Source organism: Candidatus Azobacteroides pseudotrichonymphae genomovar. CFP2 (assembly GCF_000010645.1).
GTDB lineage: Bacteria > Bacteroidota > Bacteroidia > Bacteroidales > Azobacteroidaceae > Azobacteroides > Azobacteroides pseudotrichonymphae.
Genome location: NC_011565.1, coordinates 273,222 through 298,769, shown reverse-complemented (window position 1 = coordinate 298,769; position 25,548 = coordinate 273,222). Strand labels below are relative to the sequence as shown.

Below are 25,548 nucleotides of genomic sequence, written 5' to 3'. Positions count from 1 at the left end.
TATATATCATACCTTGCATTTTTTATAAAAAATGCAAAGTATCGTTACATTAGTAAACCTTACTTAATCCCAATTAAATAATTTCTATCGTGAAATTATGTTGAAATTGTCATTGTTTTCGTCGGTTGGCTAAGAATTCATCACATTTAGACTTTTTCAATTGTTCAATTCATAAAATAAATCGGAAAATAAATCGGACGAAAAATGTGAACTTTTATCTTAGAAGTATTCCAATACTTTATATTTCTTGTTGAGTTTGAATACATTCTTCTCTAATTAAACGAATACGTGGTAACGTAACATATACATTGAAGTCTTTAACCTTTTAAGAACCATACTCTGTATTGCTAATACATCCTCTATTTTAAACTTTAAAAGTTTTGTACCACTTTTCAGTAACTCTCTTCGAATGGGAATGGATTTCCATTCGTCATACACAGTAGGGATTGGTAGGAGAGTAAAAACATAATAAGTTTTTCCTCCTCCTAAATTAAAGTTTCCACCATCTTTAAATCTTTAAAAAAAAATATCAAAAAACAGTATCTTCGCAGAAATATATAAATAAGCTTTTTTCTTCTATGAAAATTCTCATTTATCAAGTCTTAGTCAGACTCTATGGAAATATAAATCCTAATCCTGTGCAAAATGGAAATATTGAAGAAAATGGATGCGGTAAATTTAATTATTTCACTGATTCTTGTTTACAAAAGATTCGTAATGAGGGTTTCAATTACATTTGGTATACCGGTGTCATAGAGCATGCGACGCAGACAGATTATAGTAAATACGGCATTAAGAATAGTCATCCTACTATAGTAAAAGGGAAAGCAGGTTCGCCGTATGCTATCAGGGATTATTATGATGTTTCTCCTGATTTAGCAGAAAATGTATATAGAAGAATGGAAGAGTTTGAAACGCTTGTACAACGTACTCATCGGGCAGATTTGCGAGTTATCATAGATTTTGTTCCAAATCATGTGGCAAGACAATACTTTTCTGATGCAAAAATTAAAGAATACCCTGATTTTGGTAAATATGATGCATTGGCATATTCTTTTCATCCTCATAACAATTTCTATTATCTCTTGGATCAACCTTTTGGTCCTCAATTTTCTCTTTATGATGACCAAGGTAATTTTTATGGTGAATTTCCTGCAAAGGTAACTGGGAATGATTGTTTTTCTTCAACTCCAAGTTGCAATGATTGGTATGATACTATTAAACTAAACTATGGAATAGATTATCTGAATGGGAGAACAAAACATTTTGATACAGTCCCCTCTACATGGCATAAAATGTTAAGTGTTCTGCTATTTTGGGCAAGAAAAGGTATTGATGGATTCCGTTGTGATATGGTAGAAATGATACCAGTTGAGTTTTGGGCTTGGGTGATTCCAAAAATAAAAAAAGATTTCCCTCATATAATTTTCATTGCTGAAATATACAATCCTGGTAATTATAATGATTATCTATGTCAAGGACATTTTGATTATCTCTATGATAAAGTGGGAATGTACGACGTTCTTCGTGGAATTATTACTGAAGGAAAGCCAACAAAAAACATTACTAATGCTTGGCAAGCATTAGGTGGAATACAAACTAATATGCTGAATTTTTTGGAGAATCATGATGAACAGCGCATTGCCTCTGATTTTTTCGCTGGCGATGCTCGCAAGGGTCGTCCAGCTTCAGTTGTAGCTGCTACTCTCAATACAAATCCTTTTATGATCTATTTCGGACAAGAATTAGGCGAAAAAGGGATGGATAGTGAAGGATTTAGTCGGATAGATGGAAGAACCACAATCTTTGATTATTGGAGTTTGTCTGTATTTCGACGTAAACCATCTGAAGAACAGGAAAGATTACGGAGATACTATACTAAAGTATTGCAATTATGCAATAAAAACAAAGCCATTAATAATGGTAAATTCTTCGATTTAATGTATGTCAATAACCATCTCACCAGACAATATGCTTACTTGCGTTGCAATCAAGACGAATTGCTACTGATAGTTGTTAATTTTGACGGAGAAAAAGTAGAAACTGATGTTTTTATTCCTTCGCATGCTATGGATTATTTTGGAATAGTAGGAACTATCTATGGGAGTAAAGAATTGCTAACGAATGAAATACGTTCCTTAGATTTGCAAAGAGACAAGCCTTATCATGTTTGCATTAAGGGATACGATGCAGAGATCATATCCTTTAGTCTAATATGAAATAAAAAGATTTATCTAAAATTATTGTCTATTGAATTGATTCTTTTTTTTCATAGTAATCGATAAATGAACGAATGACAAATCTATTGCCACCGGGTGTAGGATAATTTCCTGAAAAATACCAATCACCATTATGATTTGGACAAGCTTGATGCAAACTGTCTAGAGTTTGGTAAACAATGATAACTTCGGCCTTTATACCTTCTGGTCTAAGAAGTTCAGTAATTTTACTGGCTATCTCTTCATAATCAAAAGGAAGATAAATGTCTTTTACATAGTTAACAATTTGTTTTTCAGATAAAAAGAGTTGTTCCTTGCATTTTTGATAAGTCTCATCTATGATATGATGCATACCTCGTTCTTTTAACAACGCAATAGCTGCTCTAAAAGCTACAAATTCATCCATACGACTCATGTCTATGCCATAGCAATCGGGGTAACGTACTTGTGGAGAAGAAGACACTATCACAATTTTTTTTGGTTCTAATCTGTCAAGTATATTGATAATACTTTGCTTTAATGTGGTACCACGAACAATACTATCATCTATAACAACCAAATTATCTTTTTGAGGATGGATTGATCCATAAGTAATATCATAAACATGGGCCGCCAAACTATCTCTATTATCGCCCTCAGTAATGAAAGTTCGTAACTTGATATCTTTAATCGCCACTTTTTCTTGGCGAATTTTTGTAGATAAAATTTTATCTAAATTTTCGTCTGTTATCTTGTGGATGTTTTTTACTTCTTGTTTTTTTTGCTTATTAAGATAAGCATCAAAACTTTCCATCATACCATAAAAAGCAATTTCTGCTGTATTTGGGATAAACGAAAAAACCGTATTTTTCAAATCATTATCTATTGCTTTAAGAATAGGATTTAAAAGCAATTTACCTAACATTTTTCGTTCTTGATATATATCTTTATCTGACCCACGAGAGAAATAGATGCGTTCAAAAGAACAAGGACGTACATTCGAAACCTGTTGAATTTGTTCAAAATAGACCTGTCCATTTCGTCTAACAATGAAAGCTTGTCCTGGAAGGAGTTCTTGTACATCTTCTACTTTTAAATTCATAACAGTTTGAATAACAGGTCTTTCCGAAGCAATTATTATTATTTCATTATCTTTATAATAGAAGGCAGAACGGATACCTTGGGGGTCGCGAAAGGCAAACATATCAATATTGCCGGTTGCTCCGCAAACAACATATCCACCATCCCATTTTTTTACTGTATTTCGTAATACACATCCTAAATCTATACTATCAGCAATCTTTTTATTGATTTCCTTTTCAGACTTAAATTTTTCATATAAAACTTGTATTTGATAATCAAGATAGCTTCCTATTATCTCCAACATCATTAAAGTATCGGAATAAAGACAAGGATGTTGTCCTTTAGAAATTAAATCTTCAAACACCTCATCTAAATTGGTAAGATTGAAATTACCACACAACATTAAACTTCCCGAACGTCTATTATTGCGTCTTAAAAAGGGATGAATATATGAGATACCCGAATGTCCTGTAGTACTATATCGTAAATGTCCCATATAAAGCTCTCCACAGAAAGGGATTTCTTCGTAAGGAAGATTTGAAGGGGATTTATCTATAGCCTTGTATGCATTTTGAAAAATCTCTTTTATTGCATTGCTCCCTATAGCTCTTTCTCTAAAAATATATTCGGTCCCGGGCTTAGCGGAAACATTTATGCAACCAATACCTGCACCTTCTTGCCCACGATTATGCTGTTTTTCCATCAAAAGATAAAGTTTGTTCAATCCATATTGCCAAATTCCGTATTTTTCAACGTAATATTCTATTGGCTTTAATAAACGAATCAAAGCAATTCCACATTCATGTTTGAGATATTCCATACAATAACTTTAATTTATAGAGAGAAAGAGAAATTACAAGAAGCTATGAAAGTAGCAAAATAATTTATACACTTAGCTAGATGACAGCACGGATTCCAGAATTGGTAGATGTATCAGCTTTGAGTGGACTGACGAATATTTCTTCGTGCAGATTTCAGTTCTTTTCCCAAGTGTATACTCGCGTAAAAGTAAGAAATTAAAAGGAAATAATATACTGTATTTCAAATAATTGGAATTTTCTCCAATTTATCGTTTCTATCTAGGTGTTCAATAAAAGTCGATGACCAAAATTTTGTACAAGGACATGTCTTTGTTAGAAGAAATTATAAGCCATAGTAAAGCCTTACTATTAAGGCTATGAGAATTTCAAAACAAGGGGGACTTTTATTTTTTTCCTACTGCAGATTATAATTTTGCGATTTTAAAGATTTTACATTCTGAAATACAGAATGTCCCAACCTGTTGTCGGGATTTGAATAAAATAAACTAATGATATTAGGAAATTAGTATTGTTGTTTCTCTGAATAAGGATCTATTATTTACTCTGACTAGCAACACTCTGCCAGGGAATGGCAATTTGGATAATTTTATCCATTCCATTCCAGAATAATCACTACAATTTATAGTCATTCTTCTCTATACAGGTGTATATCTGTGATTCCGGTCTTGCCCTGATGTATCCGTTAATAGAAAAACCAACTTTCAATAAGTTATCCCTGTGCATTCAATAACTCAAGGTTCTCAACAATCTACAACTGAATCCCTTTATTTCTTTTGCGTATTCTTTCCATGCTGTTTTCAAGTCTTGAACACCACTTGCCCTGACTGTGTGGAATTTTACGATTTACATAGAATAAATTGGATTTGATTTTACCTCCGTCAAAAAAAAGAGCAACGATTGCTTCCTGAAATCAAAGACCTACTGTGTTCAACGCAGGCATCTTTAATAATTACCTGCTAAAGATAGAATATTTAGTTTATTAGCAAACACATTCCGCTGCTCGCTATAAAAGTGTCTCAAATCTCTTAAGTCTGCTTTCTGCTTTTCACCCTCAATAATTTCAATTTCGTCGCTTGTTTCCTCCAGCATACTGTCCAGTTTAGTTACAATAAAACGGTAAAATCCGAGAGTAATAAATGCACTGAAATCTTTTATTCCGTCTGCGATGAATGCTGAATACTCTATTGCTTTTATATACAAGTTCTGTCTGGCTTTCCGAAGCATTGAATCAAAGATACCATCAAATTCATTCTTCAATATTTCCATAGCCAAATGCTCACCAAAATCTGTCAGTTCATCCAAGCCTGTCAATATTCGTTCTGGCTTCTGTGTAGGATTTAATACTTTACCCCTTTTATTGATCTCACATTTATATACCATAAACTGTGTATCTTTGCACTGTCCGGCATACAACATATCGAGCATGTGTTTGTAATTACTGTCAAACTTTTCGGCTTCACTCCGAAACTGCGTTTTCATTTTCCCAAATTAGATTAATTTTACACACAAAGAGAACTATAAAATCAGTTTTTGACTTAATCTGTATATATGAAATGCTTCCTCGCATCCATTCAATGCACCTGTTTTGCTATAGCAATCTAGCAACAGAGCTAGTGTATTTTGTTTCGCGCAATGTAGTCAAAATATATGATATTATTATTATTATTATGGTACAATACAATATGATATTTCCTCCTGATACAATTCCATGATCTTTATTTTATTGTCTCAAGCGTACTTTTGTACAACTATCATAATATCCTAAGCCAGTAATAAGAATCGTTCTTCTTTGTCTCATCGCTTACGATATTGAATTTGATTTTCTATATTCTGTGACCAATATGTTCGAACTCTATATGATAATCTATATGATAAATGGAACAGTTTTTTCTACTCTTCCTGATCTGTAGCTATATCTTGTGTTGTAGTATTTATTTCCATAACATCTGTTTCCATGTTCGTTATTATTTGGATTAATGAGTATACTTTGTATTGTGATGAAGTTTTTCCCTAAACTTACCAAGCCACTTCCTCTGTCTGTCCAATGGAATACGCAAATCTCCTCTGATTAGAAAAGGAATAACTTCAGGCTTGTGCATCTGTTTGAGGGACTTTCTTCTTTCTTTTTAAGTCATGACGACCACGTTTGATTAACTCTTTTTCTATGAGCCAGCATATGGCATTATTCCATTCATTTTCTTCAGGAGGGAAAAGAATTCCCTGCTTTTGACAATATATCTTCTTTAGATCTTCCAGATCCTGTTTATCGAAGACCTTGCCTTGAACAGCAACCATTCTTTTGCCAATATCTACCAATAATTTAAAATCAATTGAATCTTTTTTCCTATTTATCTTTCTTTTGTCCATGGTGAAAAAATGCTTTAACAAAGCATAGTATAAAACATTGATTATAATGGGATTGAATGACATGAATAACAAAAAAGAGAGGGACAGAATTGCTTCTGTTCCTCTCTACATAAAAATCTAAACTATTTAGCATGTTATGAAAAAATTCGATGAAGATATATATATTTGAAGAACAGAGAGATCTGTGTTAGATAAATTTAACATAGCATAATATAAGAAAGAATATAAATTTATTATGGAGAAAGAAAAATGCCCTAAAGAAGTTCCATGTAAGGACGATCCTTGTAAGTGCAATTGAAAGTAAAACATTCGTTAAATTCTAGAGCTATGAATATGTCTGTATCGGCGAAAGCCAAGAAGCTGCTCTTAACAGCCGTGCTGTCTTGTGGTGTCTTTTTTGCCAATGCTGAAGTATGGCAGGCAATCAAGGACATAGCATCTACAGTGTATATATTGGGATAAACCAGACAATCTAACCCCTCCAAGTAGACTAATGAGAATAAGAAAGATACTAAATGTACTAAAATTTTGGTGGGTGTTGCTCCCTGTCGTATATATGGGAGCAGCAGTTGCCTTGATGTTTGAATTTCACATATTATGAAGAAACTATATCGTCACTAATAATAACCCTGTTCGTTTTGGGTGGCTTTGCTTATCACTTGGTAGTTGAAGAATTAAGAGCACAAGAGGGGCTTGTACGGATCCCATGGGAAAATCTTTCTGATTTGCTGATGGTGCGTTCATTATTAAGACAGACGAAGAAGCCTACAGACATATTGGTTCATCAAAGGAGAAGAGTGATTGTCCAGATATAAAAAATGGAGATAGAGGGGGTGTGTATATACCTCCCTTGAGATTTGTACGAATTTAGCAGCACAAAAATTAATCTAGAGAGATCATTTAAATTATGAAAAGTACATCTTAACTTCATTGATCATAGTGATGACTGTTCCGTTAATAGCAAAATCTAGTCCGCTATATAACTCAAATGAGAAAAAAGCGAGCTTCCTACATATTATGATGGATGGTGGTATGCCAAAAGTATTGCAGGAGACATACTATTGGTGTAGAACATACGTGGCTATTTATGGTACCTATAAATCTACTAGATACCTAGTGAAAGGCTTGATCTGTCATTTTATGAAGGAACCCAATACCTGTACCAGAGAAAGAGAAATGAGAAAGATGCTAAACGTACTAAAATTTTAGTAGGTGTTGCTCTCTGTTATCTATATTACGGGATCTGCAGCCCTAATGTTTAGATTTAGTATACTATGAAAAAGACACTATCACTATTATCAGTGATCTTCTTCTTTGAATGAAAATAAAGATTGTGTTTCGTTCTACGCTCACACCCGCGATGATGGAACAGTTCAGTTACATGTGCAAGGACATAGCTAGCGTTACTCAAAGTTATCATCTGGACTGTGTGCAATAGGTAGAGAACGTTGTAGATGTTACCTACAGCATCTATACCGTACCAACAGACAAAGGAGGGAGAGCAAGAGTAAAGCAGGGGTGAAGTACAACCAAACCGGTATCACTGAAACACATGTCTATGGACCATGACTAAGTCATGTAATAATGGAAGGAGTTAAATTAGAGAAGCATCTAAAAAATAGCAGATGCAGAGCCTGTGCTAACTTCAGAGTAGACGAATGTCTAATCGATTTTATAACTAATAAACACTAACGATCATGAAGTCTAAAAGAATTCTGTATTATGTAGTTTGTGCAGCTTTTGCTATTAGCGGGTTCCTATTCAAAGGGAATAAGGCTAAAGCAATGAAGAAAGAAACTACAAATAATATTATCCTAAGGATGGGAGGTGATGCACAAGACAATTGGAGTCCTTCACATTCCTCTCACTCTTCGCACTATTCCCATAGTTCTCATTACTCACATTATTCAGGTAGATGAATATGAAAAAATTAATGCTTATCTTGATGACAGTTATGAATTTCTGGGGAATACCATTTGTTAATCCCTTCATTGTGAAAGCACAACATGCTGCTTATGAAGATAACTACATACAAGTCCCCTGGGAAGATCTCCCAGATGGAACTAGGTATAAAATAGAACCTGTACCCGATTCGTGTTATTTTACCAAAGGAACAGATGACTATCCGGGCATAACAGAAAAGGACTGTGTGTGGATTGATAGATAGAATAGTCCTTCTATACACGAAGCGAATGGAAGAGAGATTTATCCTCCTCTAAGACATAGATAACATATAACTTTATAAATAAATAAATAAATAGCTTATGGTAATAAAAGAGAACTGGTTCCACGACGTAAAGTGTGAAAATCCAGCAGAGTAGATGATACGCCAGATATTATAATAGGACACATCATAATATAACTATGAACATGAAAAAACTAAGAATCACGCTACTACTTCTCTTCAGCATAGCATGCTGTGGAGTAAAAGCAACGGATATTCAGATAAAATTCGTCCGGGTATTATAATAGTATTAATATCTATCTAACTGATCTATATGGAGGAACGGATGGTTATTATTTCAGCGTCAGCGATAATAATGATACAGCAACCTGTTCTGATGCCTGTAACCATACCGATGGCAATGTGAGGATTATTTGTAAGGATATAGGAGGGATATCTCAGAGAGCTATCGATGCTGTTGCCATTATAAATAATATTGTCTCTGGCTTGAACGCCAAGGGATATACTCCAGTAAACAGAGGAGGGACACAGAAGAAAGCATGGGTTGAATATAGACAGAGCAATATATCGCAAATAGTAATCGATTAAAAAACTTATCAAGGTGATCTGAATATTGCATTGTTCTATCCCTCAATACAATGCAAGTATTTTTATCATCTCCATGCAAACATTTTAATGAGATAATATTTTATCTTTTCGTTTCGTTCGCAGGAAAGTCAGCAAACTCTTTTCTGTTCTTCTTGTTTTTTTTAGATAAATAGTTTTTAGATAAATAGCTATTCCACTATAATTAAATCTTAAGTATAAATGAAGAAAATCTTTTTGTTGCTATCGCTCATTCTAGGTATGGAAGCAACTTTTCCATCCGTTAGTTCATCCTCCCCTGATCAGATGAACGCTACAGAAAAAAGTCTTGTAAAAGATAATTCGCAAGATTCTCAAGCCACTCTAGCTTTGATCTATAAAGAACTGAACAGTATACACTGTGATATTGAATCTGCCAAAGATGCCATAAAACTGAATTGGACTCTGTGGGGACTAGGTCTACTAACTATTATCTGTAGCATCGCAACAATTCATTATGCAAAAACAAAGTAACACAAGGATTAGCACCGGCGATATAGTTTCTAGCGTATAGAAAAGTACCGGAGAGACGAAAAAAATAGTCAAGAAAGTTTTCTTGCAATGTATATTGAAGAGATAAAACAGAAATTATTAGAAGGAAAATAAATCAATCTGAAGGACTTCCTATCTCTTAGCATTGCGGAGCGGACATCGAACCCCCTTCTGGTAACAGTCCTGCTTTCCTTATAGGGAAAGCAGGACCGTATAAAGCACATTCCTACAAAAAATACAAAGGTACTTTGAAAGCAAATGAGAAAGCCATACACAAGGGCATTGTAGCTAAAAGAATACTATCAAAGCTAATCTTCTAATGAACAAGCTCAGATCAGAGCAATTCAGACTGATGAATGAGAAGATAAATGGAAAAAATAAGGCTCACGACTACAAAATTATACAACTCCTCAATTTATAATCATACTACAATCGAGAATAAATAATAAATTAATCATTAAAACTACTATGAACCATTTAGAGATTTTTGCTGTGACCTTCGCTGGCTGTTTCTGTGCAATCTCATGTATGCTTGTACTTATACGAATAACTTTTGCCAGTAGCTTGCGTGAAAGGAAAGAAAAAACAAGAAATTTTCACGATTTCATGACGGAGACCCTAAAAGAGATCAAAGAGAAATGTAACTATCTAAAAAAAGATTAGGATACGGGAGAGGAATAAGATCGGCAATGGATAGGCAATGGTATCTTCTCGGCTGATAAGAAACAAAAGCATTAGCCAAAGATATCGGAGAAACTCCTAATGAACAGTATTATTAACTCGGAGTGTCCAATTAATTAAAATCTTAATTTGTTATACTTTTACTTGCAATAAATAAAAATATTAACGTGAAATACAAAATCCTATTAGTCTTCTCTATTATAGTTTTTGGAACACTTTTCTCCAACAAAACATCAATACCATTGCTCAGTCATATGGAGCTTTCCAAACGAATATATGACAATAACGATACGAAATATGAAGCTTTCAAAGCGAATATTGACAATATGAGAAGGAAGTGAATCGAATTTTAAATAAAAGGAATAGCCTACAAGAAGACAATGTGGATACATCCTAATAAAATAGATAACTATTCAAATCACCTATAATCTATACTATGGGCATATATCGGAAATGAACATCAATCGATGATTAGTCCCATGTTTGAATCATAGTTTTGTGGTGGCTCAAAGTAGATGTTTGTTTTTTTGTTTGAACTTTCCTTTCATCCACTGACAAATGGCGTACCGTCTATTCCAACAGTAAATCCATCCATAAAGCTTCAGTGAAGCCAGTAATGCAGAAACAACTATTGCTCCGGTATTATGATGGAGAGCTGAAAGGACCCCACAAGAGAAGTTGAAGCATAATTCTCTATCCCAACACTCCTCATATACTCCACAATTTGATAGATGATGATAAATGGGATATCTACTTTGATAAAAGTAGATGCCTTTGACATAATAAAATATGGCCTTCCATCGTAATGTATTAGTTTCAGGTCCTACGTAACGTATATATAGTTGATCTTATTTACCCTTGTTTTTCACTCTTTGTTTATATCATAAAATCATCAGCTATAGTAATCTTTTTTCCATAATGCATAGACCTTTCTAGCCCCCTTGCTGATAGAGAACCATTCATCACACTTTAAATTAGATGGAATAGAGGGTGTATTTGTGTAGATTTTAAGTATTCGACTTTTAGGCAGGAGTTATGACCCCAAAGCACACTCTGTAATAGAGCATATTGTTTTTCAGGAGAACTTATGCGACGGAAGATCTTAGGAAAATTGTTCATTCCATCGAATGAAATGCCCTTTTCACGGAAAGTTTTACAAGTCTTCTTAATATAGTCTTGTTACTAGCATATTTATAAGTCTTGATTTTGCACGAATCAGTATGTACTATACTGGGTTACAAAGGTACTGAATTTTATTGATTTTCAAACGAATTGCGTTGATTTTCAGAAGTCTTTATTCACTTAGAGTAGTAAGGAACAAGAAAAAACGTTACGTGGGAACAGGAAAGAACCATCACAGAAGGATCACTTTCTCTAGCAGGTACGTCTTTTTGACACCCTAATTACTTTCGGCTGCATCTATTATTCAATCAGTTTATGAATTAATTAATGATTAGATAATTCAATGCTTTGGGGGCTTATAATCCTATAACAAACACGGATAAAAATATCAATGTTAAAAATCGTTTCATTGTTCTAAACAATATATCGTATATCAGGAGTTTATCTGTTTTTTTGCGAGAAAACGATAATCCACGACCTTTTTTACTAGAACATCTATCTCTTTTTTGCCTAGATATCTGACTATAAAGTTTCTAATCTTATTCTCCTTTACCAGCCCTAGTTCTATTTTTTCTTCAACTTCTGGTAATCACACTTACCCAGCCCCAACTCACCAATCCACCAATGATACCTACTCCAATCTACAGGATCATGGAGGTGATATCATGTTTCACAGTTTTCATTGGATAAAAACTGAGTTTGAAACCTTGAGACAATATGATATGGATAGTAATGGAACTTTCGTTTCATCACCAAATATCAATGTAATGATTCTATCTACAGCTCAGAAACAAATCACAGAGAATAAAATAAGGGTTAATAATTTTTTCATTAGAATAATGAATATGATTTTTATGTACTGTAACATACAGGTCTTTCATATTTATACTTTCTGAAATGCATTTTTTCAAAAAAAAATCCAGCTTTACAGCTAATCAAGCCAACATTTTTTGTATATCGACAAATAAAGGTAAAACAAATAAATAAAACTTGTGTCCCCTGTAGGAAATGTTCTGTCTGTGTAAGGAAACAACAACTAGCCAATAAATGGAAATCCTTATGGAACAAACTGAGAGAAGAGATAGTAATGTTTCTAAACAGTGCTGAAACTTTTTTCTGTTTTATTTTTCTCCTACAACTAACACGTTCTGTTTTTTAGTCCCGACTTTATCTCCACACGTCCTCACACACCCATTACTACAATAGTACTTTGATAGTAAGCATCTGCTTTCCTATTAAAATGCCTCTCTTGTTGGTGTCCATTTCCTTCCCATATGTTTGCACCAACATATCATCAACTGTTGGAAGCCTTTCTTCTTTCTCCTCCCAAATCAACGACTTTTTTCATCTTGTTCTTATTGTTGTTCATATTCATATTTCGTAATTGGTTTTGTGTAATGCAAATACATGTGAATACTAGATTATCCTCATAATATAACAGTTAATATTCTAATATTCTTTTCTATGCTTTCATATAACCCGTTTTTATCTATGGATATATTAGCTTGCTTAAATACGAAACAGGCATCTCTACCAATATCGGGATATTCTTTATTGGAAACTTCTGTGATCTTCTCACATACATCGATTCCTTTTTCTTCTTCTACCCATTCTATCCAATTTTTTATTGCCTGATAACTTTCACTATTTGTTACATATATGTCTGGAATACGAAAAACGAACTCCCCATTATTTTCTGTGCTATAAGTATACTTATCGATACTATAGACTATATCGCTCTGTTCTATCGTTTCCCCTTCTGAATTGACTATTACTATTCCGATTTGACCATTTGTTGGTATATTTCCATATTTCCCTGACGTAAGCGTAAGGCATATCAATCCTAATAGTGCACACTTAACTATCTTCACAATTTTTTATTTGTAAATATTTACAAAGGCTACTGTCCATCCTACGAAATTCATCCTGCAAGTAGCAATACAAATTTAATACAAATATTGTGGTATTATTTCTATTTTCCTTAAGATTTACTACTATAAATGGTAAAAAATAAGTGTGTATCCCAATTATAAACGGCATTGTTTTAATGCATTTTAATACACTTCTCAAGTGCGTTTCTTTTATAGGAAGTGAAATCCTCTTTGGAAGTTAGAGAAAGTTAGTCTATAGTACTGGTATCAACCTTTTCCATAACCTTATCTTCTATCAATTTCCTTCTCATGATGAAGGACAACAACTACCAATCTAACAACTACTAATTTTTCGATATACCAAAAAGAAAAGAAAATCTATTTCTATATATAGATGTATCTATAAAAGTAGCAATTGGTAGTAAAATTTGACTTAAGTGTGGTCCTCACACTTAGGGAAAGGCTGTAAATAATTACAATATGTAGTGAAGTGTACAGTTTACTACAAAATATTACTTTCATAGAGTTATACATCGAATCATAAATTCGAGAAAAAATATAAGGAAGAGTTATCCAGTCGGTCTTTGAGAAATACAGAATGGTGTATTTAAAGTATTTAAATTGGAGGAACAATTGGTAATTATGTCGGCTCTTTTATTTACATTACGTGTAAAATCCGCCATGAAGAGACTGATTAGAAGACTGATTATATTGCTTGGGCTATTGGGATGTTTTGGCTTTCTGATTGATATAGCTGTTAGTGAAAGACATACAACACTCTGGTTTATTCTTTGTATAGCATCCATTGCAGGTATTGTACAGATAACGCTTGTGTGGATATCAGATACAAAGAAGAAAAGTACTAAGGAAAGTCAGAAAAGGGGAACTTAGAATAGATTTTGATGACAGCTAGTATTTGTGACAAATACGAAAAGAATGTAACTAACCCTTTAGGGGGCTTGGCAGCTTTGAAGGAGGAAGAAAACATTATACATAAGAAGAATTAAATGAATGATTTATAATATATTATAGATGGATGCATTGAGAGCGTTTCTCTTATTTCTCTCTGTGACTACTCTGTGGGGGTAAATGAAAGGACAATTAACAATTTTTTAATATAAAAAAGCCATTGTTTCTTTTCTATTGTCTGATTCTGCTATTTATAATGGCATCTGTGTCTTTGTGAAAAAAAATAGTAGTACAGAGCGTTGTATAATATTTTTCGAATGAATATGGAAAATAAAAAAGGAATTTGACATTGATCGCAATTGCCAAGTTAATTGCGGATTGAAAAGTGATTACTATCATGATTGCCTATATGAAGTTTGTTTTTTAATAAACACTAACCTCCATCCAGGTAACTCTCCATATTAATTTATAATACACTTTTTATCCGAATGATGGAGTAGTAATGGCTGATAAAAATGAACAGCAAATTAGTGGGGAACTATAATTTTATAGAGGAGATCGTTGGATGTATGATGGGATATCTGGTATTAATAATAATCTAACAGAAGAAGGATGTTTAGATGTTTAAAAGAGATGAAGAAAATTGCTAGGAAAATTGAAGATGGGAAAGTAAAAAAAACACTATCATTACAACCGGTAGGAAAAGATTTTTGGTTGTTTATTTATTGGGACATTGGGAGCGATAGAGAGCGATTGCCTTGTATCTCCTGTGTTTTATACGGCTTTTTTGATAAAAAAACTCCCGTAAGAGTTGCAGCGGAGAGAGAACAGGGGTATTAGCCTTTGTTTTTGCTAAGTGTTGAGATACAGTAAAGTGTGTCTATTTTTTATTTGATTCACTATTACGGAGTTTGTGTTAGCTTTATAGTGCTAGTAATTTTACTCTCCAAACAAATAAATTTCATCATTTGCTTTGAAAGTAAATTTTCACGAGCCGATCTCGTACATTTTTTCCTTTTTAAGGAAAAACCAAAGCCAAGCAATACGATATTTAGGTAGTTCAAGAGTAAGAATAATTCATTAGTGAAGTCTACATAAATCCTAAATAGAATAATTGGAATAACCATCTTTCTCCAAGTTATTTATCCACTTATTAATCTTGTAGAATTTGAGTATTCTCATAAACTTTTCATATACTTTTCCCAAAATTTGTCTATAAACAATCCCGTACTGATTACGTAAAAGCTTCATAGGTATTAATAATTTTTATTGGCTAAACACATCATACATGCTTTCCATAATATGCTTTCTTTGATATTCAGATCTATTATACCTTGTTGTCTGCTCAGGATATAGATGGTATATCATAACAAAACATTTCAGTGCGGTAGAAAGTCTTTATGTCCTAATACTCTTGCATATAGGCAATCTGTATGAGATTTTTTTCACAAAATTATTTTTCATAAAAGAAGGAGAAAGTAGTTTGTGATAAGTTTCTTAAAGCATTTATGACATTTGACTTATGCCTATTATTCCTAATGTTAATTGTGAAATACAGTAGAATAAGAAAATGATTATCTTTAAACTTTTATGAGAACTATTACTATGACTGAATTAAATTATCAAGAACTGTTTTCCAGTTTCTTGGAGGCGGTTCATGAGAAAATGAAAGAAACAGGAGAAGACAGACATGGACTGTGGGATTTGCATAGAAATCTTGGACATTATAGGGAAGACTTGCAGGAGAAGATGGATAAGATCTACACGAAGATATCCAGAAAGTGATGTTAAGAAATGAGACAAAACTAGAGTATACACCACGAAATAATGGTTGGTTTTGAATACGAAGCAAAAAAACTATTAACCTTAATCCTGTTGTTCATTATTTGTTTCGGGTAAAAGTTGTAGTTCCTACTCCAGTTTGGGAGTAAGAAAAATGGCAATGGCTTTGAAATAAAAATGTATTACATGGCTTTCCGTATTAACAGCCTGATACGTTAAACATAAAGATTAACTTATCATGAAAAGATAACTGAACCATTATGCTCTCTATCTACCTACTTTACTTACTATGAAAGTGGGAAGTTAGCGCGTAAAATTAGAATAGCCTGTCCAGATGTAACAGTGATGCCGAGCATGAGACAATATCCACTGCTATAATGGACAATATCCCTGCAGGAAAGAGAATATTTTGACCGCGTAATGTGGTTAACATTGTGTTCGGTAGACCAATGCAAAGATTAAACTGAAGTAGAACTATGATTATACGAAGGTATTATGAATTGAGATCTGGAGGAATGGAAGTAACTGTTGTCAATTCAGAATATAGTTAGTATATTGCCTTTCTATGTTCAACTGTGCTTGCAGTTTTTTATGTTCTAATATTTGGCTTCCATAGTCCGAAGTGAAGGGGATTGATATACGATAAATTTTAATTTTTTGAGAAATGAACAGAATTAATTTTTTTTGGTATTGTTCTCCATTCTGTATTCTGTTTGCAGTAAACGGATTTTGAGCTAAAGCAGTGAAAAAACGGGGAACCTCTCAATTCTTTTTTCACCCATAAGAAGAGAGTTGAGATCGGAGTGTCATCATCGTTAATGTCCATTTCTGGGCAAACCTTTTGTTAAAAAAGGGGTGGATTATGGATCTCTATAGCAGCAAACGAATACATGAAGTACTTTTTGAATACAATGTGTTTGCTCTCTACGAGAGAGAGGTGTAATGGACAAAGAATGGATCAGTTACGGGAGTGTGTTGGCTTTTCGTAATTTCTCAGAAGAAAAAAGTACGGGTGAATTTGGAATAATAGAAAAAACGCAAATTAACACTACTTCTGCTTTATGTAGGGTAGCTCATTAAAGTCTTGATTTTTATGAAAAAAATGCTTACTTACCTAAAGAACCCGCCTGTTTTTTTTCACCTTTTTATTCTATTCTTCTCCTTCTTAATCTGTCTGCTTAGAAAACTTTATTGTTGGGCTGAGGGAGAAACCTTTTTCGGATGGTATCAAATCCACCCTTTTCTCCATGTTGTCTTTATAATTTTTGTTCTTGAATGCATCTATCGTTTCCTTCCTTTTGCGGAAAGAAAAGGACTGATTGCATACTCCGAACTAACGTTTCTGAAAAGAGTTACTGGAGTTACGGTTGTTGTTTTATTTGTCTATGCTGTTTTTATTTTGTTTCAGATTGCTGTATTGAATGACTAATATTTATTCTATCGTCAAAACTGCCTTTTATTGATTTTTCTTTCCATTCTGCTCGAATCTATGCGATTTAAAGACTAAAATGCTGATTGATTGATTGATTGATTGATAATTAGCATAAGTTATGCTTCTATTTAACATAGAAGTTTTTTTATGTTTGGCGAAATTATACGAAGGGTAAATTAACAAAATGTCAACTTAGTTCGTTTTGAACTAAGATCCGTTTTCGGCCGGAACTTGGAATTACTTGGAATCATCTCTAATGGGTCATAGAATAAATATTTTTTTAAGCAAAAAAATCAGGGAATCGTGTTTTAACAAATCAAAAGCATTGTTAGAAACAAAAATCCATTCAATGCACATAATGAAAATGCATATAGTAATGATATGAGAAAACTGACAAATAAAGAGATTCTAGTAACAATTGGATTGATTGCATTATTATTGATTGCAACCTGCGCTATTCTAGTATGGCTTGGAAAAAGGACAAAAACGATTAAAGCGAAAGAATGTACAAGTCGATTTCAAGGGGATGGTCACACAACAATTATTTGCTAAATGTTATCAACATATATATGAACGAGATATATTTGAATGAGCATATATTATGTCCAATACCAATGTTACTACCAGAATATGACAAACACGGAACCGGTCATTGATTATATAGAGAGAAAATAGATATGATATATTTGTGTATGAAAAAGGTTTTATTATTGATAATTGGTGATTAATCCGTATACTTGCTGAAAAATCAAAAACCATGAAAAAATTATCGATGATCCTGCTGTTTGGTATGGTTGCGCTATGTAGTTGCACTGAAATTGAAGACGAGCTTATTCCAGTAGGTAATTTAACCATAGAAAAAACAATAGAAGTTCCTAATACACCAGCTAATAAACTGTATACAATAGTGAATGACTGGGCGGTTGGATTCTTTGCAAATTCAAATAATGCTGTGGAATTTAGAGACAAAGAGGAAGGTATAATTATTGGGAAATATCGTTGTAATTTTGATTTTGCGACTAAATCATCCCCAATGTGGCAACAAATATTAGTTAGGGTTCCTAATAAAGTTACTATGCCTGTTGAAATAATTACTAAGTTCACTGTTATATCAAATGATAATGAAATAAAAGTAAAAGTTGTACCAAATACAGATCTTTCTAATTACCCATTTTTGTTGAAAATGAACGAACAACAGCTATTATATGTATATAAATCCAGACAAAAATTGATTTTAGAGTATATGGACAATATGGATAACTTTATCCAGTCGCTTAAGAATTTTTTGTTAAAAAAATAAAAAATGCTTAAATATTACGGTTTTTTAATCGTATCCAAAAAATAAAATAATTGGTAAAAAGGTTTTTGATTTAATTCGTTTTTTCTTTGAAAAATTGTCCTTTTACATGGTAGCTTGTTTTACATGGTAGCTTGGAATTATGTCTAATAGATGTAAAAAAGATTAAAAATGAAATTCCCAAATAAAAAATGAAAACGAAGAGATTATTAGCAGAGATTATTAGCATTAGTTATACTTCTCTTTATGCTATGTGGAGTATCGTCAGGTAGTCATCAGTCGAGGACTGATTTTGTGTTGGTTTATGTTCCGTATGCGGATTTAATAATGTACGATTCATATAGAATGGATTCTAACATAGACGACAATAATAGTGCCAACTGGTATAAAAAGGGAGTTAAAGATCTTTCTGACATAAAAGATTCTACTCTTTTGTATGGAAATTACAATTTCCATGCTGTAAATCAGATTACACAATCAATGGACAACAAAAGATTAACAACCCATATTAGTTAACGTTTGTGTTGCTTATTACGCCTAATGTTCTTTTGGTCATACAATGTGACCAAAAGCATTAGACGAAGCTTCGTTGTATGTTGGAAATTGTGAAAAGGAGTGATGAATGCAAGGGTAAAAAAAATTATTTACTGGACAAAATGTATTAGTTTAGAGCAAGGCTGCGATTATTGATTGAAACAGGAACACGAAGCGAAAGTCTATTGAAAAGGAATAGATGGTGGGTGTGCATTGAAAGTGATATCTGACGCGTTTGTCTATACAACAAAATGCAGTATGAGGTGTCAAATAGTTTGACTGTCATTAATCAAAAATAATATGAGAAAGTTAATAAAGAAATAGATTTTGATATAATTGGATTGGTTGCATTTCTATCTGAACTTCTTTTGACATGTTTTAAGGCGTAATTTGGAAAGCTTTCTTCTTCTTTGGATTTTTTTGTATACTAACTTTGCCTCTTCATAATTGTTTCTAGGATGCTGGAATTATTCACGTTTCTTTTGCGTATTTTCCCAATGATTAATCCTGTAGTAAATTATGCATATTTCGAAAAACGATGCAAGCCATTTGAACAGAATGTAAATAATGACGGCGATATTATTCCAACTAAAATAAAAAGGGAAGGTGATATGAGAATATTTTGTCCAAAATATCATGTATTGTTTTATTCATTTAGATAGATTTTTAATTCGTAGGAACACTTTTAAGACCATAGACTCGAATAATACTAGAACAGTGAGATCAATTGGGAGTAATGTAAATTGTGTACGGTTATGGGACCTTATTATTCGTAAATATTGCCATGGAGTTGAGATAAAATAGATCTTCCTTATCTCTTATAATAGAACTTTGGGTCATATGTGTGTCCAATTAAATGAGCCATTTCTCATTTAATTTACGTGATTTACACACGAAAGAACTGAAAGTAAGGAAGGTAAACATTACATAATACAAAATTATTTTCAGTCTCATAGTCTTGTTAATTTACTTTTATTTTAATTTACTTTTATTCCTTTACTACGGTTAAAGAACTGTGTCACTTCCCTTTTCTGAGTACATTTGGCACATGCATTCAAAATCCCATGTAGTCCCATATGATGGGGGTTTCTAATGGACTATCATGATAGCTGGGTTTGAATGGTTCATGATCTTTTAGCTTTCTTACTTTCTATTCATATTCTTTCTTGCGTCTCATGCTTGTTATGTAGGCATGAGCGCGCCGAGCTTCTTTGTTATATAAAAATCTAGTCTATTCTTCTACATTAGCTAAGGCATCAAGAAAATCTGTCTTATTATATGGGGTCTAAATCCATTTTTCCCATCGTATGTAACAGGGACCTTTTACGTCATTAGAGACATAGTTAGGTATCTCTTTCATCTTTGATTCTATATTTTTGTTTTTATATAGAAGCATGTTGTAGGGCTCTTTCTTGCGATTTCTATCGCTGATAGCAGCAAAGAATTGATATGTGCATATATGCTAAACACCCTACTCTCTCTACCCATCAGCAGTGATAAATACTATCCTCTTCTAATTTTAGTGTTTGATAGGAGTTTTTAGTGTTTGATAGGAGTACTATTGTACTCATAATTTACGAAGTCTCTCAATCTCTCTTGGGTAAAAGGAGTTTTTAAATTGGTTGTCGTTATGGGTATCATTAAGGATAGAAGAGATATATTTATCTTTTGCCTCCTCCGCTGTTATATTTGTCAATACCTTTTTCAGCAAGTCAGTCGGTCGTCTCATAATCTTTCTCTTTACTTGCCGTAGAGCAGTTACTACGGAGAGCCGCAAATGTAACAAGTCTTTTCTTTCTCGTTTATAGACTCGTTTATAGAACAGGCATCCCAAGTGTCTTATCAATCTGGTGAGATTATCTATCCTTACATCCCGACTGTAATATTTCAACCGTTCAGATTTTTATCAATCCCCTAACTTTAGAGATTTTGATAGCCATCTCTTTTATCATACGCTCTATCCTCTTTACTTTACATTTACTTTATACAAGATGGAGAATTGCCCTTATCATAGATTTTCGTCCATTCACCTTACTTTTTTTCTTTCTCTTATTTCCATATTTTCTATCATCTAATCCAGTTTTTCCATAAACGCTTCGTTACAAGGGATACATTCCTCTTCAAGTGAATCATTTTCAGTTTTTTCAAAACGAACATTCATCTCTTCTTTGGTATATGTGTAGGATCTTTCTATATCTATTGTAGATTCCCAATTCAAACTTGTATCAATAGGCAACTGGTTTGCGTCAATCTTCAACAATATGTAATCTTTGTCGGACCTCCTTTCAATATCTTTCTTTTATTATTCCTATTCCCATCACTAATAGTATTAATTAATTGGAACGACTGATATTCAATGAAAATAGCGAAATAAAATTACAGACAAGCAAATCCTGGCTGTTTATTGTATAATTTACACTTACTCTGTTGTATTAAAGAGTGAGAAAACTACACAGGGGAAAAGAGGGGTGATGTAACTCAAAAATCGACTAATCTCAATTCTACTGTAAAGATCTTTGTCCACCTTAATTGATATTAATATTCATCAAACAGGATAAGGGTTGCTGGTTTGTTTGGACTTAAAAATATCTCAGGAGGAATTTACGGAAAAAAGGTTATTCCGGAGGCTAAAATGATGGATATATACCTCTTGTAGATAGGAAAGTTTTTTAACTATTCTAGGAAAATAGGATTATGGAAAGATTATTTTCTATACTTTCTTTTCGGTATTATTGTTTGATGGTGGAGTCATTTCTTATCTTATATCGTTTTTCTTGAAAAACGATACTGCTTGTTATGACATACAGAATGTCTAAGTGAATATATAACCCTGTTAAATTTTCAAATACCCCTTTGACTAACTTCATTGGAGAATACCCAGCAAAACACCGAGAAAGATAAACAGGAAGTTAGTAACTTGGACGAAGTAGAAGAACTGATAGAACAAAAATGTGATCCTTTGAAAGACTCCGTTTATCTGATAGAGGTCAAAACGTTGTCGAAAGATGGAAGAAATTTAGACTGCTGACGAAGCTAATGGACAAGAGTTCCATATCGGCGAAATAAATAACAAGACTTATTCCAGAGTAAACACATCAAAGAAGGAGAGGATATAACAGAACTTAAATGAATAAACATTTATCTATAAGAATATAGAAGACGATAGGGATGAACTTGTTGCTCTTTTCATTTTAGTTACTTCATTCTCCTATTTCTTATTTCTTAATTTCTATTGAATAGCTCTAAGTCAGAGTAGCAAAGTTAAATGACCATGCGAGTTTTTTATATACTCCAAAATAAAAAGGGAGATAACTATCTTAATAAAAGATGATTATTCCCTTTTAAATGTTTAAATGCAAGCATTTTTTGCAAAATCATTAGCCATACTTTGTATGTAAAATTTTTACATTTTATTGAAAATATGGAAGTGTACACATATAATCTTAAACTCACATCATATGCATAGAGGAACTAATAAACAATGTTCATTGAACCAATCAGTATAACTGATGATGAAATACCTTGATTTTTAAATTTCTTTTAAATTTTCACTGAAATTTTTCTGATAGCTGTTGTTCTCTTTGTGAGAAGTTACAACGTAAACATATATGATCTTTTGTTATTGTGATATTTTTTTTATATTTTGCAATGTTTTCTGACAAAATCATAGTAAATGATGCTATATAGATTTAAAAAATCTACTTTTTTTGTATAAAATTATCTATCTCGTTATTATGGAAAAAGCAAGGAATATATTTCTATTATTAATGGTTGCTTTATTTAAAAGCAATTTATCTGTGTACGCAAGCGATGTGAACTTGGCAATACCAGATCTTCACGAGGGAACCTTTTGTTTTTTTGGAGAGACTGTTACTTCATGGAGTTTTCTGTTCTACGGTGCTTTAATTATTATGGGGACGTTAGGTTTTAGTCTCTTATTATTTAAGCAAGTAAAACAATTACCATCGCACGATTCTATGCTTAGAGTGGCTTCTACAATCTATACTACTTGTAGAACTTATTTATTTCAACAAGGTAAATTCCTTTTAATGCTATTTGCGTTGGTGGGTGTTGTTTTGTTTATTTACTTTTTAGGATTGCTTGGACAATCATTTGCCGTTGTGTTGCAAGTATTGTTATTTTCTATTGTTGGTATGGCGGGTTCATATATGGTTGCATGGTATGGTATTCGGGTTAATACTTATGCTAATGCACGAACCGCTTTTGCTTCGCTTAGAGGGAGGCCGTTAGATGTAGTCAATATCCCATTGAAGGCAGGAATGAGTGTGGGTTTGTTTCTTATTTCGCTTGAATTAGTATTAATGGTAATTATCCTTTTGTTTGTTCCTCGCGATATTGTAGGGATTTGTTTCTTGGGTTTTGCTATTGGAGAATCCTTAGGAGCTAGTGCGTTGCGAATTGCAGGAGGAATTTTTACTAAAATTGCTGATATAGGTTCAGATTTGATGAAAGTTGTTTTTAAAGTAAAAGAAGATGATCCGCGTAATCCTGGTGTAATAGCTGACTGTACCGGTGATAATGCGGGTGATAGTGTTGGACCCACTGCTGATGGCTTTGAAACTTACGGGGTGACAGGTGTATCTCTTATTACATTCATTGCTTTAGCAGTTCGTGAGGTAGACATACAAGCAAAATTAATTGTGTGGATATTTGGTATGCGTTTTTTGATGGATTTCTTGTCTGGATGTTCATTTTTTATTAACCAATGGATTTCCAAAAAACTATATGAAAATAGGGAAGATTTTGATTTTGAATCGCCATTGATGAGATTGATCGTTACTTCTTCTATATTATGTATTTCTGCAAGTTTTTTTATGAGTCATCTGTTATTGGGTGATATGAAGGACACAACTTTATGGTGGAAACTAGCCATTATCATCAGTTGTGGGACGTTAGCGGCTCTTCTTATTCCGGAGTTTACGAAATTATTTACAAGTTCTAAGTCTACTCATGTAAAAGAAATCGTTTCTGCGTCACGTGAGGGGGGGGCCTCATTAAATATCCTTTCTGGTATCGTGGCAGGTTATTTCAGTGCTTTTTGGACAGGATTATTAATCGTAGTTTTAATGGCTGCTGCTTATTTTACTACTCTGACAGGATTAAGCGAGACATTAGGTCCTCATGCTACAATTTTTGCTTTTGGGTTAGTAGCTTTTGGGTCCCTATGCATGGGACCAGTAACTATCGCCGTAGATAGCTATGGGCCAGTGACAGACAACGCTCAGTCTATTTTTGAACTCTCCCAAATAGAACAGATACCAAATATAGAAAAGTCTATCGAAAAAGATTATGGTTTTAAGCCTGATTTTAAAAAGGGTAAATATTATTTGGAATCTAATGATTCTGCAGGGAATACGTTCAAGGCAACAGCAAAGCCTGTGTTAATAGGTACAGCAGTAATAGGAGCTACTACGATGATATTTTCTATTATTCTATTGTTGGAAAAAGTAGGGTTGCTGAATTTGTCATTGACAGATGCTCCTGTGGTTCTCGGATTAATTTGTGGTGGTGCTGTTGTTTTTTGGTTCAGTGGTGCTTCTATGCAAGCTGTTACTACGGGTGCTTATCGTGCCGTGATGTTTATTAAAGAGACTTTTAATATGGACAAAAAAGAGGCTAATATCGAAGATTCCAAGTCAGTAGTGAAAATTTGTACTCAGTATGCCCAAAAAGGGATGTGGAATATTTTCATTGCGTTAATGTCATTAACATTGGCTTTTGCGTTTATTGATGCTAATTTTTTCGTTTCATATTTGATTTCTATTGCTATAATTGGCTTGTTTCAGGCAATTTATATGGCGAATGCTGGTGGCAGTTGGGATAATGCGAAGAAAATTGTGGAAGTAGAATTAAAAGAAAAAAACACTCCTTTACATGAGGCGGTAGTAGTGGGGGATACAGTAGGAGACCCATTTAAAGATACTTCTTCAGTATCCTTAAATCCAATTATTAAGTTTTCAACTTTGTTTGGGTTATTAGCTACTGAGATATGTATTAAAATGAAAGAGACGGGAGGAAATATTTCTATATATATTACTATTCCATTTTTAATAGTTGGATTGTTTTTTGTATGGCGATCATTTTATCGGACGCGAATACCAACATAATAAAGAAGTGTTTTTTTCTATA

Annotated in this window: 19 protein-coding genes; 13 read left to right on the top strand and 6 right to left on the bottom strand. The window is 33.1% G+C overall.

The features are described from left to right. The first annotated feature begins 578 nt into the window (after positions 1-578). Positions 579-2,219 (top strand): alpha-amylase family glycosyl hydrolase, encoded by a 1,641-nt coding sequence (locus CFPG_RS01250; protein ID WP_012573237.1) that lies wholly within the window; start codon positions 579-581, stop codon positions 2,217-2,219. Positions 2,220-2,247: 28 nt separating this feature from the next. On the opposite strand, the gene CFPG_RS01245 is transcribed toward CFPG_RS01250, so the two are convergent. The 3 genes from CFPG_RS01245 to CFPG_RS05480 all read right to left on the bottom strand — a co-directional run bounded on the left by CFPG_RS01245 (position 2,248) and on the right by CFPG_RS05480 (position 6,469). Further along, positions 2,248-4,101 (bottom strand): amidophosphoribosyltransferase, encoded by a 1,854-nt coding sequence (locus CFPG_RS01245; protein ID WP_012573236.1) that lies wholly within the window; start codon positions 4,099-4,101, stop codon positions 2,248-2,250. Positions 4,102-5,044: 943 nt separating this feature from the next. Beyond that, a complete protein-coding gene (locus CFPG_RS01240) occupies positions 5,045-5,581 on the bottom strand; it encodes a hypothetical protein (protein WP_012573235.1) in 537 nt (178 codons plus the stop codon). Between the two features lie 606 nt (positions 5,582-6,187). Then, positions 6,188-6,469, bottom strand: coding sequence for a hypothetical protein (locus CFPG_RS05480; protein ID WP_041572373.1), 282 nt, complete (start codon positions 6,467-6,469; stop codon positions 6,188-6,190). A 327-nt stretch (positions 6,470-6,796) separates the two neighbouring features. Between CFPG_RS05480 and CFPG_RS05475 the strand changes: the two genes are divergently transcribed. The 5 genes from CFPG_RS05475 (at position 6,797) to CFPG_RS01210 (ending at position 9,752) form a co-directional block, all read left to right on the top strand. Beyond that, a complete protein-coding gene (locus tag CFPG_RS05475) occupies positions 6,797-6,931 on the top strand; it encodes a hypothetical protein (protein ID WP_265348032.1) in 135 nt (44 codons plus the stop codon). 1,235 nt (positions 6,932-8,166) lie between these two features. Next, positions 8,167-8,388, top strand: coding sequence for a hypothetical protein (locus tag CFPG_RS01225; RefSeq protein WP_041572369.1), 222 nt, complete (start codon positions 8,167-8,169; stop codon positions 8,386-8,388). A gap of 2 nt (positions 8,389-8,390) precedes the next feature. Beyond that, a complete protein-coding gene (locus tag CFPG_RS01220) occupies positions 8,391-8,636 on the top strand; it encodes a hypothetical protein (RefSeq protein WP_265348031.1) in 246 nt (81 codons plus the stop codon). A 420-nt stretch (positions 8,637-9,056) separates the two neighbouring features. Continuing rightward, entirely contained in the window at positions 9,057-9,242 is a 186-nt protein-coding gene (locus tag CFPG_RS05470; RefSeq protein WP_041572367.1) for a hypothetical protein, read from the top strand. Between the two features lie 219 nt (positions 9,243-9,461). Beyond that, complete coding sequence (locus CFPG_RS01210) at positions 9,462-9,752, top strand: hypothetical protein (protein WP_265347995.1); 291 nt, start codon at positions 9,462-9,464, stop codon at positions 9,750-9,752. Between the two features lie 3,248 nt (positions 9,753-13,000). Here CFPG_RS01210 and CFPG_RS01205 read toward each other — a convergent pair. Beyond that, positions 13,001-13,444 (bottom strand): hypothetical protein, encoded by a 444-nt coding sequence (locus CFPG_RS01205; RefSeq protein ID WP_012573233.1) that lies wholly within the window; start codon positions 13,442-13,444, stop codon positions 13,001-13,003. Between the two features lie 642 nt (positions 13,445-14,086). On the opposite strand from CFPG_RS01205, the gene CFPG_RS01200 reads away from it, so the two are divergent. The 6 genes from CFPG_RS01200 (at position 14,087) to CFPG_RS01175 (ending at position 19,380) form a co-directional block, all read left to right on the top strand. After that, on the top strand, positions 14,087-14,335 hold the full coding sequence (locus tag CFPG_RS01200) for a hypothetical protein (RefSeq protein ID WP_265348030.1): 249 nt from the start codon (positions 14,087-14,089) through the stop codon (positions 14,333-14,335). A gap of 651 nt (positions 14,336-14,986) precedes the next feature. After that, a complete protein-coding gene (locus CFPG_RS01195; RefSeq protein ID WP_041572363.1) occupies positions 14,987-15,193 on the top strand; it encodes a hypothetical protein in 207 nt (68 codons plus the stop codon). Between the two features lie 750 nt (positions 15,194-15,943). Next, entirely contained in the window at positions 15,944-16,138 is a 195-nt protein-coding gene (locus CFPG_RS01190; protein WP_041572362.1) for a hypothetical protein, read from the top strand. A 939-nt stretch (positions 16,139-17,077) separates the two neighbouring features. Beyond that, positions 17,078-17,215, top strand: coding sequence for a hypothetical protein (locus CFPG_RS05465; RefSeq protein WP_265348029.1), 138 nt, complete (start codon positions 17,078-17,080; stop codon positions 17,213-17,215). A gap of 1,109 nt (positions 17,216-18,324) precedes the next feature. Beyond that, the gene (locus CFPG_RS01180) at positions 18,325-18,867 is read left to right on the top strand and encodes a DUF4468 domain-containing protein (protein ID WP_012573231.1); all 543 of its coding nucleotides are present in this window, start codon (positions 18,325-18,327) and stop codon (positions 18,865-18,867) included. Positions 18,868-19,110: 243 nt separating this feature from the next. Continuing rightward, positions 19,111-19,380 (top strand): hypothetical protein, encoded by a 270-nt coding sequence (locus CFPG_RS01175; RefSeq protein WP_041572360.1) that lies wholly within the window; start codon positions 19,111-19,113, stop codon positions 19,378-19,380. Between the two features lie 1,585 nt (positions 19,381-20,965). Here the strand turns inward: CFPG_RS01175 and CFPG_RS05460 are convergent. Both CFPG_RS05460 and CFPG_RS01165 read right to left on the bottom strand, forming a co-directional pair. Then, positions 20,966-21,127, bottom strand: coding sequence for a hypothetical protein (locus tag CFPG_RS05460; protein WP_265348028.1), 162 nt, complete (start codon positions 21,125-21,127; stop codon positions 20,966-20,968). Between the two features lie 342 nt (positions 21,128-21,469). Continuing rightward, positions 21,470-21,655: a hypothetical protein gene (locus tag CFPG_RS01165; protein ID WP_265348027.1), complete on the bottom strand. Its 186-nt coding sequence runs from the start codon at positions 21,653-21,655 to the stop codon at positions 21,470-21,472. A 1,477-nt stretch (positions 21,656-23,132) separates the two neighbouring features. On the opposite strand from CFPG_RS01165, the gene CFPG_RS01160 reads away from it, so the two are divergent. Then, a complete protein-coding gene (locus tag CFPG_RS01160) occupies positions 23,133-25,526 on the top strand; it encodes a sodium-translocating pyrophosphatase (RefSeq protein ID WP_012573230.1) in 2,394 nt (797 codons plus the stop codon). Positions 25,527-25,548 lie beyond the last annotated feature (22 nt).